The 13,861-nt window shown below is 60.7% G+C and carries 12 protein-coding genes; 4 read left to right on the forward strand and 8 right to left on the reverse strand.

All coding sequences use genetic code 11. The annotated features are described in order from the left end of the window. Nucleotides 1-385: 385 nt before the first annotated feature. Nucleotides 386-1,276 (reverse strand): DMT family transporter, encoded by an 891-nt coding sequence (locus ABF990_RS06910; RefSeq protein ID WP_415506530.1) that lies wholly within the window; start codon nt 1,274-1,276, stop codon nt 386-388. Nucleotides 1,277-1,524: 248 nt separating this feature from the next. Beyond that, nucleotides 1,525-2,238 (reverse strand): response regulator transcription factor, encoded by a 714-nt coding sequence (locus ABF990_RS06915; protein ID WP_415492378.1) that lies wholly within the window; start codon nt 2,236-2,238, stop codon nt 1,525-1,527. 141 nt (nt 2,239-2,379) lie between these two features. On the opposite strand from ABF990_RS06915, the gene ABF990_RS06920 reads away from it, so the two are divergent. Continuing rightward, a complete protein-coding gene (locus ABF990_RS06920; protein ID WP_415500953.1) occupies nt 2,380-2,904 on the forward strand; it encodes a L,D-transpeptidase family protein in 525 nt (174 codons plus the stop codon). Between the two features lie 37 nt (nt 2,905-2,941). On the opposite strand, the gene ABF990_RS06925 is transcribed toward ABF990_RS06920, so the two are convergent. From ABF990_RS06925 to ABF990_RS06945, 5 genes are all read right to left on the reverse strand, one after another. Continuing rightward, the gene (locus ABF990_RS06925; RefSeq protein WP_415506531.1) at nt 2,942-4,339 is read right to left on the reverse strand and encodes an MFS transporter; all 1,398 of its coding nucleotides are present in this window, start codon (nt 4,337-4,339) and stop codon (nt 2,942-2,944) included. Between the two features lie 110 nt (nt 4,340-4,449). Then, the gene (locus tag ABF990_RS06930) at nt 4,450-5,748 is read right to left on the reverse strand and encodes an RsmB/NOP family class I SAM-dependent RNA methyltransferase (protein WP_415500858.1); all 1,299 of its coding nucleotides are present in this window, start codon (nt 5,746-5,748) and stop codon (nt 4,450-4,452) included. Nucleotides 5,749-5,757: 9 nt separating this feature from the next. Then, nucleotides 5,758-7,236, reverse strand: coding sequence for an IMP dehydrogenase (gene guaB, locus ABF990_RS06935; RefSeq protein WP_415490448.1), 1,479 nt, complete (start codon nt 7,234-7,236; stop codon nt 5,758-5,760). A gap of 132 nt (nt 7,237-7,368) precedes the next feature. Next, a complete protein-coding gene (locus ABF990_RS06940) occupies nt 7,369-8,514 on the reverse strand; it encodes a pyridoxal phosphate-dependent aminotransferase (protein ID WP_415500859.1) in 1,146 nt (381 codons plus the stop codon). 105 nt (nt 8,515-8,619) lie between these two features. Next, nucleotides 8,620-8,847 carry a hypothetical protein gene (locus ABF990_RS06945; protein WP_415500860.1) on the reverse strand — a complete coding sequence of 76 codons (228 nt, stop codon included), beginning with the start codon at nt 8,845-8,847 and terminating at the stop codon, nt 8,620-8,622. Nucleotides 8,848-9,158: 311 nt separating this feature from the next. Here ABF990_RS06945 and ABF990_RS06950 point away from each other — a divergent pair, with 311 nt between their 5' ends. Genes ABF990_RS06950 through ABF990_RS06960 form a run of 3 tightly spaced genes read left to right on the forward strand, consistent with a single transcriptional unit; the run spans nt 9,159 to nt 12,745 of the window. Next, the gene (locus ABF990_RS06950) at nt 9,159-10,745 is read left to right on the forward strand and encodes an ABC transporter substrate-binding protein (RefSeq protein WP_415500864.1); all 1,587 of its coding nucleotides are present in this window, start codon (nt 9,159-9,161) and stop codon (nt 10,743-10,745) included. Then, nucleotides 10,742-11,761, forward strand: a complete 1,020-nt coding sequence (locus tag ABF990_RS06955) for an ABC transporter permease (protein WP_415500861.1) — start codon at nt 10,742-10,744, stop codon at nt 11,759-11,761. Before ABF990_RS06950 ends, ABF990_RS06955 begins: the two co-directional genes overlap by 4 nt. Nucleotides 11,762-11,770: 9 nt before the next feature. Then, nucleotides 11,771-12,745 carry an ABC transporter permease gene (locus ABF990_RS06960; RefSeq protein ID WP_415500862.1) on the forward strand — a complete coding sequence of 325 codons (975 nt, stop codon included), beginning with the start codon at nt 11,771-11,773 and terminating at the stop codon, nt 12,743-12,745. A gap of 34 nt (nt 12,746-12,779) precedes the next feature. Here ABF990_RS06960 and ABF990_RS06965 read toward each other — a convergent pair whose 3' ends face one another. Continuing rightward, nucleotides 12,780-13,853, reverse strand: a complete 1,074-nt coding sequence (locus ABF990_RS06965) for a putative zinc-binding metallopeptidase (protein ID WP_415500863.1) — start codon at nt 13,851-13,853, stop codon at nt 12,780-12,782. Nucleotides 13,854-13,861 lie beyond the last annotated feature (8 nt).

Below are 13,861 nucleotides of genomic sequence, written 5' to 3' on the forward strand. Positions count from 1 at the left end.
GCATCGCCTTCACACGGCGGGGGTCACAGGTTCAATCCCTGTCGCACCCACCACGATAAAGCGCAGATTTATGCGGTTTTTACGTGGTTTCCGGTCTGATACAAAAATCTATTATAATTTAAATCGGTGCATGTTGGATTGCGGCAATCTTCAGGACCGCGTGCTAAATCCGGGCCTATCCTCTAGAGGCCTCCCCCTGCCCGCTCCCCCAAACTGCACTCCTGTGATGCCGCAAAGGCGCTGGTGGATTGTAAGATTTTACACAACACCTTAGAGGTTGGACATCCCCAGCGTCTCATAAGCCGATACCAAAGACCGACGCGCAGAACACAGCCCCAGCTCCTTTAGCAGCGGGCCAAGAATTGGCTGGTGTCCGCAACCTCGCTTAGCCGCTTTTAGCCATAGCTTTTTTCTGTGCCGGGCGCGTCCGCAAGACCAGAGCCAGACCAAACAGAACCACGCAGCACCCGGTAATTTCCTGGCCCGACATTTTCTCTCCCAGCGCCAGCCAGGCCATAATTCCGGCAAGGATTGGGGTCGCCATACCGACAGCCTGATGAACGAACGGACTGACTTTGAGCGAGGCCTTCGTATTCAGGCTTGTCGGAAGATAGGTCGAGACAAATGCCAGCAGAACTGCGGCAGTCATATTCTGATATGTGAGCATTGAGGCATGATATGCGACGACCATATGGGGCGTGGTCAGAATAAGCCCGTAAACAAATGTTCCAGTGTTTATGAGCGATCCCTCTATGGCGTGACCCTTCGCCCCTTTTTCCCATATCAGAATGGAAAAAACACCGCGAATACAGGCCGAGGAGAGCGCAAGGATCAACCCGATCAGAAAGTGAGTGCCCACACCTCCGCTGTGCCCGTTGCCGCTCCAGAGAAAGAGGGTAATACCGCCACCGATCAGGCCAAAGCTGACAATTTCATGGATGCGGACGGTTCTATATCTGCAAATATTGAAAACAATGGGCACCGCAGGCGAAAGGGAAACCAGCAATGTCGCAATGGCTATGGGAATATACATGAAAGATAATGTCGCGCAGATATAGTAGCCTGACATTAAAAGAGACGGAAAAATAATGATTTCCCGGCTGACGGCTGCAATAAATTTTTTAAGATAAAAAACCGAGAACAGCGAGCAGAAGAAAAACCGTAGCCAGACAATATCGATACCGGCAATGCCGTGAATACCCCGGATAAAAATCCCGGTCGTTGCCCAGAACAATGCGCATCCAAAACTCATGACAACATAGCGCATTGATTTCATCGGGCACTCTTTTGGCAATACAATCGTTGCGTATCTGTATCAAAAGAGTGGGTCACACGCCAGCCTGCGGTTTACAGCCTGCACGGCATTTCCTGTCATCCTAAAAGGGTGAGCGGTATTTTATCCACAGAATCTGCGGATGGCTTGGGGGATAACGCTGTGGATGGAAATTTCAAACCGGGAACAGGGCAGCTCCGGCGGGAGGACGTGTAACTTCCTGCCCGGCAGACTGCCCTGCAATACCGTTTTCAGGCCAGAGCGGTTGGCTCCGGGTTAAGACGATAACCGCCCCCTTCTGTCACCAGCAGCGACGCATGTGCGGGGTCGGGCTCGATCTTCTGGCGCAGTCGGTAGATATGCGTCTCGAGCGTGTGGGTGGTGACGGCAGCGTTATAGCCCCAGACTTCGTTCAGCAGCACCTGACGCGGCACGGGGCGGGTGCCCGCACGGTACAGGAACTTCAGAATGGCGGTTTCCTTCTCCGTCAGCCTGATACGCCTGTTCCTGGCGGGTTCCTGCAAAAGCTTTGCCGACGGGCGGAATGTATATGGCCCGATGGAGAATACCGCATCCTCGCTGTTTTCAAACAGACGAAGCTGGGCGCGCAGGCGGGCCAGCAGTTCGGCGATCCGGAACGGTTTGGCGACGTAATCGTTCGCCCCGGCATCCAGCCCCCGGACAATATCCGCCTCATCGTCCGAACCGGTCAGCATGATAACCGGCATGCGCAGGCCAGCCTTGCGCAGTTCGGCGCAAAAATCCCGACCGTCACCGTCAGGCAATGTCACGTCCAGAAGAATGGCGTCACACCGCGTATCGGGGCTTTTCATTTTTTCCCGGGCTTCTGCCAGGGTTGCGGCTTCCATCACCTGAAATTCACTTTCAAGCTGAAGCTGCTCCGCCAATGTCTTGCGGATTACCTGATCATCATCAACAACCAAAATAGGGCGCGCACCCGTCATGGGGTCCATCTCCTTGTGTCAGCCATAATAAGCGGCCGCCTGACCTGTTAGGCTTACCATGCCACGAATCGCCTCGGCTCCAATAGGGCCGCATGATACGTCATCAACACGAGAAAGCCATAAACAGGGGCAAGATTAATGATGATGATACATGTCTGCTGCTCCGCCAACAGTGATAGCGACGCACAACTGCATTGCGGACACAAAATCATGAGGGCGGTAATCGGCCGCAACGGCGTCAGCGCGGCCAAGCGGGAGGGTGATCTGTGCACGCCGCTCGGCACTTTTCCGCTGAAATGCGTGTATTACCGGGCAGACCGCGTGGCAAGGCCGCGCACGACACTGCCAGTTATTCCCCTCTCGCCGCAGGATGGATGGTGCGACGACCCCGCGAGCACCGACTATAACCGCCACGTGACCTTGCCACATCCCGCACGCCATGAGCAGTTGTGGCGGGATGACCATGTTTATGACCTTGTCGTGATCGTGGGTTACAACGACGCACCGGCGCGGCCGGGTGCCGGTTCGGCCATTTTCATGCATCTGCAACGGCCGGACGGTTCACCGACCGAGGGCTGTGTGGCCCTGACCGAACAGGATCTCAGGTCGGTGCTGGCCGAGGGTGCTACCACAATGGCCATCCACCCGCCCGGTGTATCACCCTAAGCCGGACCGCAGACCTGTTCCGGGGCTGGAGCCCTTCTCATGCCTTGCTGCTGCTTTGTCTTACAACGCGCCGTGTAACGCTCAGACAGGCGCCGCAGGCGGCAAAAGCCACCCCCAGTTCAAGACAGGCCGTCGCTCCATGACTGCCCCCCATGAGACCGAATATCAAAGCCACAAGGGCAGACCCGAGCGACCACCCCGTGGTGCGCGCCACGGCCAGCATGCCCGATGCGGCGCCACTGCGCGTGGATGGCCCGGATGTCATGACAGTCAGGTTATTGGGGGTCTGGTAAAATCCAAAACCAATACCGCATATGGCCATACGCCAGATAACATCGGGTATCGTGGGATTGACGGGCATGATGCTGAGCAGCAGCAGCCCGAAGGCCAGAGTCGCAAGTCCCAGACTGCTGAGCAGTGCCGCAGGATAACGCGCGGCCAGTCTGCCCGCCAGCGGCGCAGCAAACGCCACAAAGACCGGCCAGGGCGTAACCAGCAGACCGGTCATGACCGTTGATTGGTGCATGACCGTCTGAAACAGGAACGGCAACGCCACATAGGCCAGAATCTGGGCGGTGTAAGCACAGATCGAGGTCAGGATGGAAAGCGAAAACAGCGGAATGGCAAGCAGGTCGAGGGGCAGCATGGGCGTCTTGCGTCGCCGCTGCTGCCGGTAGAACGCAACCGAACTTGCGCCGCCCACACCCAGTTCGACAAGGCCCAAAGCCGTGTTGCCCTGCCCCAAAGCCCCCACGCCCAGCACCCCGGCCCCGAACACTCCGGCATTCAGCAATGTGCCCCGCCAGTCAAACAGGCCTCCGTCCTGTGGGGCCGAACTGGCGTCGAAAGCAGCGCCATGCGGTGCCACACGCAAAAAAAGCGGCACGGCAATCAGTCCGATTGGGACATTGATCAGAAACAGCCACGGCCATGGTGCCACCGCCAGCACCAATGCCGCCAGCGTCGGCCCGACAGCCGCCGAAATGGCGACCGCCAACGCAATAATGGCGTAAGAACTGTGCAGCATGGAGCGCGGATAGATCGCCCGCACCAGAGCCCCGCTCAAAGCAGCCATACAGGCCCCACCCAGGCCCTGCACCACACGCCCCACGATAAGCCAGCCAATGGAGCCGGACAGCGCGCAGGCCAGTGACGCCACGGTAAAAAGAGCCAGACCAAAGGCGTAAACCCGGCGGAGCCCCAACATTTCGCTGAACGCTGCGGCGGGCAGCAGACTGACGGCCACCGCCACCTGGTAGCCGTTCACGATCCAGACCGTCAGCATGTCGCTGCACTGCATGGCGTGGGCAATTGTGGGAAGCGCTATATTGGCAATGGCCCCGTCCAAGCCCGCCAGGACTATGCCCAGCACGGCACATAGCATGACCAGGCGCCGCCGTACGAGGGAGAGAGGTTGCGCGTCTAGCGGGTCCATACATATTCCGTAAACTTGGGTTCGGGCATGCCTGTTATCTGCCTTACAGAACCTGCCCGCATTGCCTGCGTCACAACTCCGCGACTTTTACGGGAGCCGTGCGGCACCCTTCAGGCTTCTGGTACGATCCGCTCCATGACGGCTGCAAAAAATCCATCCGTGCCATGGCGGGCCGGTGTCAGGCTGATCATACTTTCCTGCCGCAGGGCAGCGGGCATTGCATCGGATTCCGAGGCTACAAGCCTGAAATCCGGATGTTCCGCCAGAAACCGGCTGACCTGATCGGCATTTTCGGCTTTCAGCAGGGAGCAGGTTGCATAAATCAAGCGCCCGCCCGGGCGCACCAGCGCCGCTGCCGTTGCCAGAATGACCGCCTGTTTTACAAGCAGCTCTTCCAGATCGATCTGGGTGGTGCGAACGCGCGCATCGGGGTTGCGGCGCCATGTACCCGTACCGCTGCACGGTGCATCGACCAGAACGCGGTCGAACGAACCCGCGCGGCGCTTTGCCCATTTGTCGCCGGTGCTCAGCAGGTGTCGTTCCACATTATGGACACCGGCCCGCCGCAGGCGCTTGACCGCCCCTTCAAGCCGGGGTTCCGACACATCGCAGGCCACGACATGGCCGCGATTTTCCATCATCATGGCCATGGCCAGGGTTTTTCCGCCTGCCCCGGCGCAGTAATCCAGCACCCGCATGTTGGGCCCTGCCCCGGTCATGGCCGCCACCAGCTGACTGCCTTCGTCCTGGATTTCCACCCGACCGTCCTTGAAAGGCACGGTGCCCATGATCGGCAGGCGCTCTTCCAGCCGCAGCCCCCACGGAGACAGGGACATATTTTCGGCATGAAAACCCTCGCGCGCCAGGGCGGATTGAACCTCCGGTCTGGTGGCACGCAGGATATTCACCCGCAAATCCAGCGGCGCAGGAGTGGACATGGCCTGTAGCTCCTCCTCCAGACTGTCACCGAATGTTTCCTCAAGACGGGGCAGCAGCCAGTCGGGCACTTCCAGCCTTACGGCCCTGGGCATGGCCGGATCGTCCAGGGTCTTGCCCACCATTGCACTCAACGCCGCGTGTTCGCGCCCGATCAGCGCACCGGCGGCAAAACGCCCTTCCGCGTACATGGCGGCCAGGTTGGTGATGGGGGTTCCATCAAACACAAGGCGGGCACCGGCCAGCATACGGGGGGTAGCTTTAAGGCCCTGCTGTTCGATCCACCATGTCAGGCGCCGCCAGCCGCGCATGACATCCCACACCAGGCTGGAAATGGCACGCCTGTCACCACCCCCGACATAGCGCCTTTCGCGGAAAAAATTATTGGCGATGGCATCTGCCGGTTTGCGCGGCGCGGCTTTCATGGCTGCCAGAAGGTCGATCCCGGCGGCAAGCCTGGCGGTAGGGGTCATAGGTTCGTATCAGTCCTGGCGGTAATTGGGGGCTTCACGCGTGATGGACACGTCATGCACGTGGCTTTCGCGCAGACCGGCCCCCGTAATACGGCGGAAACGCGCACGGGTCTGCAGATCTTCGATTTCGCGCGACCCGGTGTAGCCCATGCCAGCCTTCAGCCCACCCACGAGCTGATGGATAACGGCTGCCATGCTGCCCTTGTAGGGCACGCGACCTTCGATGCCTTCGGGCACCAGCTTGAGCGTGTCCTTGACCTCCTGCTGGAAATAGCGGTCGGCCGACCCGCGCGCCATGGCGCCAAGGCTGCCCATGCCACGGTAGGATTTATAGGACCGCCCCTGGTACAGGAACACTTCGCCCGGCGCTTCTTCCGTTCCGGCAAGCAGGGAACCGATCATGACGACATCCGCCCCTGCGCCAATCGCCTTGACGATATCGCCCGATGTACGGATGCCGCCATCAGCCACGCAGGGAATGCCAAGATCGCGGCAGGCCTGCGCGGTTTCCAGCACGGCGGAGAACTGCGGCACGCCAACACCCGCGACAATCCGCGTCGTGCAGATGGAACCCGGCCCGATGCCGATTTTGACGCAATCCGCGCCAGCCTGGGCAAGGGCCTGCGCCGCCTCGGGGGTCGCAACATTGCCCGCCACGATCTGGATGGCCGGGTCGAACGCCTTCAGGCGTTGCACTGCGGCCAGAACCCCGGCGGAATGGCCATGCGCGGTGTCGACCACCAGCACATCCACCCCGGCTTCGATCAGCAGTTTGGCACGGCTGAACCCGTCCTCACCCACGCCGGTGGCGGCGGCGCAGCGCAGGCGGCCCATGGCGTCCTTGATGGCCAGCGGGTGTGCGACAGCCTTGTCCATATCCTTGACGGTAATAATGCCGACGCAACGGCCTTCATCATCCACCACAAGCAGTTTTTCGATCCGGTGCTTGTGCAGAAGCTGGCGGGCGGTATCGGCATCGACCCCGTTCGTGACCGTTACCAGCCGGTCACGCGTCATCAGTTCGGACACGCGCTGGTTGTTGTCCACGGCAAAACGCACATCGCGGTTGGTGAGAATACCCACCAGTTTCTGCGTGCCCGGTTCCACCACCGGCAGGCCGCTTATACCGTGGCGGTTCATGATATGGCGGACCTCAGCCAGGGTCTGGTCCGGCCCCACGGTCACGGGGTTGACCACCATGCCCGATTCAAAGCGCTTGACGCGGCGGACGTGTTCGGCCTGCTCCTCGGGGGAGAGATTTTTGTGGATGACCCCAAGCCCGCCCTGCTGGGCCATGGCAATGGCCATCTGCTCTTCCGTCACGGTATCCATGGCGGCGGATACAAGCGGAATGTTCAGTTCGATGGAGCGGGTCAGGCGTGTGCGCACTGTCGTCTGGCTTGGCACGACATCGGACGCGGCCGGCACGACCAGAACATCGTCGAACGCCAGAGCTTCTGTAACACGGCTGTACGGAGAGGAAGTCATGCAGCGGGCACCCTTGATGAGAGACAACAAGGCGGGTCTACCCGGTAGCAAGAACACTGCCGCAGGTCACCCGACCATTGGCGCTTCCTCATATGAGGTTGCAGCCCCGAACGCAAGTGCTGCTTCGGGTTTTTATCGTTTTCTCCGCCCCCGGGCCTCGAACCAGGGGATCATCCGCGCCAGTGCGTCGACAATCCGGTCCGTGGATGCGGCAAAGCTGAAACGGATGAAATGCCCACCCTCCACGGGGTCGAAATCAAGGCCCGGTGCCGTCGCCACCCCGGTATCGAGCAGGAGGTCCCGGCAGAACCCGAGACTGTCATCGGTCAGGTGCCCGATATCGGCATAGATGTAGAACGCGCCATCGGGAGGTGCGATATGGCTCAGTCCAAGCTTTGGAAGCGCCTGAAGGAAGATGTCGCGATTCCGGGCATAAGTGGCCAGATGCGCCTGTAATTCGTCCTGGCAGTCGAACGCCGCCAACGCCGCGTGCTGGCTCAGTGCCGACGGCGGCAGGAACATATTGCCCATGCGTGCCCGTGCCGCCTCAACCCGTCGCTGCGGAACCACCAGCCACCCCAGACGCCAGGGAGCCATCGAATAATATTTGGAAAAACTGTTGATGACGATTGCATCCGGATCATATTCCAAAATGCAATGAGCGGGCTCGCCATATGTCAGGCCATGATAGATCTCGTCCGAGAGCAGCGTTACGCCCCGTTCACGGCAGACCCGGGCGATATCCTGCAGATCCTGCCCCGACAGGACCGTACCCGTCGGGTTGGCAGGACTTGCCACCAGCACTCCCGCTGGCGCGGGGTCGAGGGCCTTTATGCGCGCGGCCGAAAGCTGGAACCGCTCCGCAGCGCCGCAGGCCAGTTCAATCGGTTCGATATGCAGGGCACGCAATGTGTTGCGGTAGGCAACATAGCCCGGTCGGGCAAGAGCCACGCGGGCACCTGGTCCAAAGCAGCTTGAAAACGCAAGAACCAGAGCCGCCGACGCACCGCAGGTGAGCACGATACGCCCGGGCGAGACACGGACCCCGTACGTGGCCGCATAATGCGCGGCAATCCGCTCTTTCAGGGGCTCGCTTTCCCAGTAGCCCATGGGATCGGTGTCCAGCACATGGTGGGCGCGGGCAATGGCCCCTTTTGGAGCCGGGGTCGAAGGCTGGCCGAATTCCAGATGAATGACAGCGTGCCCCTCCTGCTCAAGACGGTGAGCAAGAGCGCCAATGGACAGGGCATGGAACGAGTCGATAGCAGGAACGGTCATGGAGGAACCACATCGTGAAAAACGTGCTTCCTTCTACAGCCCGCACCGTATGCAAACCAGACGCCCGGACCGGTTTTTTGCCCGGCCCGTGCGCAGCAGCAATGCTCAGAGCGTGTTTGCAGAGTCGGGGAATACGGGCGCCGCACGCCGGGCAACGTCACGCGCCAGCGGCTTCCTGCGGCTCGCAAGCAGTTTGGCCGGGTGTTCGCCCGACTGGTCGAGCACCTGCAACAACGTCGCGCGCCACCGCTCCCTGACGGCGTCGCGCCAGTTCGGCAGCGCGGTGGGGAGTGAAAAGGCCTGCGGCTGACGGCTCTCGGGCTGGACGCTCATGTCCGTTACCTCTCCTTGTTGTAGGCAGGCGCACTCTAGCGAAAAAATCCGCAGCCCGGCGTTATGGTTTTATGAAAGCACGCCCGAACCTGATCCAGGTCGGGGCAAGGCAGCGTTTTTCGTGTTTGAGTGCGACGAAAATGCGCGGCATAAGCACTTATATGACCCGCATACGCCCCCTGGTTTTTCTACAGCCCCGGTTTCTGGCCCCCCTGTTTCTCGCAGCTCTGTTTCTTGCCACCGCTCAGGCAGACGGGTCGGCCCGCGCGCAGGCAGCACCGGGCCCGGCCACGACGCAGGACGCCAGACATATGGGTGGCACATTACGTGTTCTTGCGGGCTCCGCCACCGGCACGCTGGACCCCCAGGTGGCGTATCTGGCTTTGACCAAATCGCTGGAAACCCCGGTTTACGACACGCTGCTGACATACCCGAAATTTTCCGGCCCAAACGCACAGCCCGTGATCGCCAACCTGGCCGAGGCCGTGCCAACGCCCGAGGACGGGGGCCTGACATACCGCCTGACGTTGCGCGCGGGGCTGCATTTTTCCGACGGGCGCCCGGTGGGGGTCGAAGACGTTGCGGCGTCCTTCCGGCGCATGTTCAAGGTCGGCAGCCCGACAGCGGGACCTTATTACAGCAGGATTATCGGTGCCGATCTCTGCCTGAAAAAACCCGAAACCTGCACGCTGCAAGGCGGCGTTGTAACCGACCCTGCCACACGCGGCATTACGTTCCACCTGCGCCGCCCCGACCCGGAGTTTCTGGATCATCTGGCATGGATCCATAGCGTTATCCTGCCAGCCGACAGCCCCACCCACGATACCGGAGACACACCGCCACCCGGCACGGGTCCCTACCGTATCACGCATTTCGACGCGACGACCGGCATGCTGCTTGAACGCAATGCCTATTTTCAGGAATGGTCGCGCGACGCACAGCCCGCAGGCTACGCGGACCGGATCGAAATCACGTTCGGGCTTGATTCGGAATCCGAGGTGTCTGCCGTCGAAAGCGGCCAGGCAGACTGGATGTATGACAATGTACCGCTCGATCGCCTGGGCGAGGTTGGCAGCCGCTATACGGGACAGGTGCATATCTACCGGCTGCTGCTGTATTATTTTGCCATGCTGAATGTGAACGAGCCGCCATTTACGTCGCTTAAGGTGCGCCAGGCCCTGAACTACGCGGTCAACCGGCATGCAATGGCCATATATGGCGGCGGTCCCGCCATATCAGCCCCGCTCTGCCAGCTTCTGCCCGAGGGCACGCCGGGGTATGAGCAGTTCTGTTTTTACACCAGAGGCGCGTCCCCCCAGCACCCGGCTGTAGCATGGGAAAAGCCCGACATGGAGCGGGCCCGCCAACTGGTGCGCGAAAGTGGCACTGCTGGCGCCAAGGTGGTTCTTGTCGTGCCTTCCGACAGGCGATCGGGCACGGTGGCGGAAGAACTGCGTGGAACGCTTGAAGCCCTGGGTTACAGGGCGTCGGTACATTTTATCAGTTCCGCCATCCATTTCACGTTCGTGCAGAACACCAACAACCATGTGCAGATCTCGCTCGGTGGCTGGAACGCCGATTATCCGTCGGCCTCCAGCTTCCTCAGCACGCTTTTTTCCTGCGACAGCTTTCATCCCGGCTCCGATAATTCCCCCAACATGGCCGGGTTCTGCAACCGTGATATCGAGGAGCTGATGAACCGCGCCTCCGACCTGTCCCTTACCGATCGTGCAGCGGGCGAGCATGCCTGGGCACAGGTCGATCGCGCCTTGATGGAACAGGCGCCTGCCGTTCCCCTGGTTCAGACGCGGCGGGTGGTGCTGTTGTCAAAACGCGTGCGCAACGTCATCGTAACGCTGAACGACGAAATCCTGCTCTCACAGCTTCAGGTCCAATGAACGTATCCTCCGCGCAATCGGGCATGCATGCCTCACCCGGTCCCTGGCGGGCTGCCCTGCGCAGCCTGGGCCGGAACCCCTCGGCCATGACGGCCCTGGCAGCGCTGGTGCTCATAACCCTGGCCTGCCTGCTGGCCCCGTTTTACGCGCATACCGTCGCACGCACCGACCCGTTCGTGTCCAACGTGGCAGGCACTGTGGTACTGGGTGGGCAGGACGTCGATATCATGCAGCCCAACGACAACCCGCTGCATCTGGGGCTGAGCCCCATCGGGCCGACATGGCAGCGCACCTACCTTCTGGGCGCGGACAGCCAGGGACGCGATATTGCGGCACGTCTGCTCTATGGGGGGCGCAATTCGCTGCTTATCTCGTCATGTGCCACGGTGCTGTGCCTGATCGTTGCCGCCATGGTCGGGATTATCGCCGGGTTCATGGGCGGGCTGGTCGATACCGTCCTTTCGCGCATGATGGACATCATGTGGGCAGTACCTGTCTATCTGTTCGCGATCTCGCTCTCGATCATGACCGTCAATTCCGGGCTGCGGATCGGCCCGTTCATGATCGAGGCCAATAACCTGCTCATTCCCATTACCATTATCGCGCTGGTTTACGTGCCTTACGCCGCACGGCCCATACGCGGGCGTGTCATTACCCTGCGGCAGGCTGAGTTTGTCACCGCGGCACGCGGCCTTGGCGTGCCGCGGTGGCGCATTATCGTGTTCGACATCCTGCCCAACATCACCACCACGCTGGTAGTACTGGGCCCGCTTATCATGGCCATGGCCCTGCTGGCAGAAAGCGCGCTGTCGTTCCTGTCCATAGGGGTGCAGGCCCCCGCCGCGTCGTGGGGCACCATCATCCAGGACGGTGAAGGGCTGATCTATACCCGCCCCATGGCCTCCATAGCGCCCGGCCTTGCCATAGTGGCCGTCGTGCTTGCGCTGAACATTCTGGGGGACGGCCTCCGCGACGCGCTGGATGTGCGCGAGACCAGCCGCCGTGACGCAGGATAGAACCCGGCCATGCTGACATCGCTCCTGCAACGACTGGGCCAGACGCTGTTCGTGCTTTTTGGCATTTCGGTGCTGGTTTTCGCCGTTTTCTTCGCAACCCCGGGGGCCGACCCCACAGCACGGATCGCCGGGCGTAACGCAGCCCCGCAGACGATTGAAAAAGTACGCCGGGAATACGGGTTCGACCGCCCCATAACCGTGCAATACGCGATCATGATGAAAAAGCTCTTCATCACCCGCGACCTCGCGTCCTACGCCAACCGGGGCGAACTGGTGGTGCCCGAGATCATCAAGGCTGCTCCCGTTACGGCCTCGCTCGTCTGTGGGGCCGCCATGATCTGGGTTGTGGCGTCTATCGGCATGGGTGTGCTGGCCGCCGCCATGAAGGATAGCTGGGTCGACCGCTCGGTGATGATGCTGGGACTTGTGGGCATTTCGATCCCCGTTTTCTGGCTGGGGCAGGTCGCGAACATGATCACCCAGAACCGCTACCACGACACCTGGCTTTTTTCCTGGGTGCCGGGCCTTGGCTATATTCCCTTTACGGAAAGCCCGTTCGGCTGGTTCAAGGCGCTGGTTATTCCGTGGTTTGCGCTGGCGGTCATGTTTGTGGGCATTTACAGCCGTGTCCTGCGCGCCGACCTTGTCGCCCTGAGCGAGGAAGACTTCATGCGCACGGCCCGCGCCAAGGGGCTTTCTCCTACCCGTATTCTCCTGCGCCATGGGCTGCGAACCGCCATGATCACGTTCGTATCCCTGTTCGGCATGGATTTCGCGCAGCTTGTCGGGGGTGGGGCGTTACTGAGCGAGGTCGTGTTCGGCCTGCCCGGTGTAGGCCGCCTGACCTATCAGGCGCTCAACAACATGGACCTGCCCCTTATCATGGCGACAGTCATGTATTCCGCGGTCTTTGTCGTGATCGCCAACGCACTGGTGGACATACTCTATATCGTGCTCGACCCCCGAACACGCGACACGCGCTGAGTGTTCTGGCCGGTCCATACCACGCAGTGCGGGGTCAGTACCCTTTTTTCTGCGCGTCCCTTATGACGTCATGGATAAAGGCAAGCTTGGCCCGCACGCCCACGGTCAGTACAAACGGATAGAAATCCGACAGGCCCATGGACCGGTTCAGGCCGTTGACCACATAGGTCAACGGCACCCATGCGTTGATGATATCGTCGAACGACATCTGGGTGCAGGGATCGCCATGCTGTGCCGCCAGGGCCTCACCGTGCAGGGCGGGGCCAACACTCAGATCATATGCGAGCGCCGTCTCCAGCGTCGAGACGATATGAAAATAATGGGCCCAGGTTTCGGCAAAGTCTTCCCATGGGTGGGACGTCGCATACAGGCTGACAAAACCGTCACGCCAGTTCTCTGACGACGCGCGGCCGTAATGGCTTGTCAGCGCGGACTGATAATCCTGCCTTTCATCCCCGAAAACCGCCCGGCATGCCTCCAGCCTGCCGCCGTCGCGGATAAGCACGTTCCAGTAGTAATGACCTATTTCGTGCCGGAAATGCCCCAGCAGGGTGCGATAATATTCGCCAAGCTCCACCCGCATGCTTTCGCGGTAGGCATCGTCCGCCTCACGCGTGGCGATGGTGATGATCCCTTCGCTATGACCGGTCATGACAGGGGGGGAACCATCCGCCGGATCGTCCAGGAAATCGAACGCCAGACCATGCAGGGGGTCTTCACGCCGGGTGCGCACAGGCAGATTCAGGCGCAGGATGGTGTAGCAGAGCCGGTGTTTGGCGACCTCAAGCTTGCGCCACCGCTCCAGGTTGCCCGGTATGTCGAGATTGGGGATCACCCGGTTGAACTGGCAGGCAAAGCAGAAGCCACCGGCCGGTGAATGATCGGGAATCAGCCAGTTGCAGACATCGTAGGCGTTATTGGCGCAAAAACGGCGCGGACGGTCCTGGGCAAGTGGGGCCAGTGGCCGCCATGATCCATCGCCTATGGCGACAAGGGCCGACATGTCGACACATTCGGGCAGAAAACCCAGAATGGAGCCGCATTGCTCACACACCGTATTTTCAAACGATAGCAGTTGACCGCAGGACTGGCAGCTGAATCGCCTCATGATGTCAT

The sequence above is a fragment of the Acetobacter sp. genome (assembly GCF_047723915.1).
GTDB lineage: Bacteria > Pseudomonadota > Alphaproteobacteria > Acetobacterales > Acetobacteraceae > Acetobacter.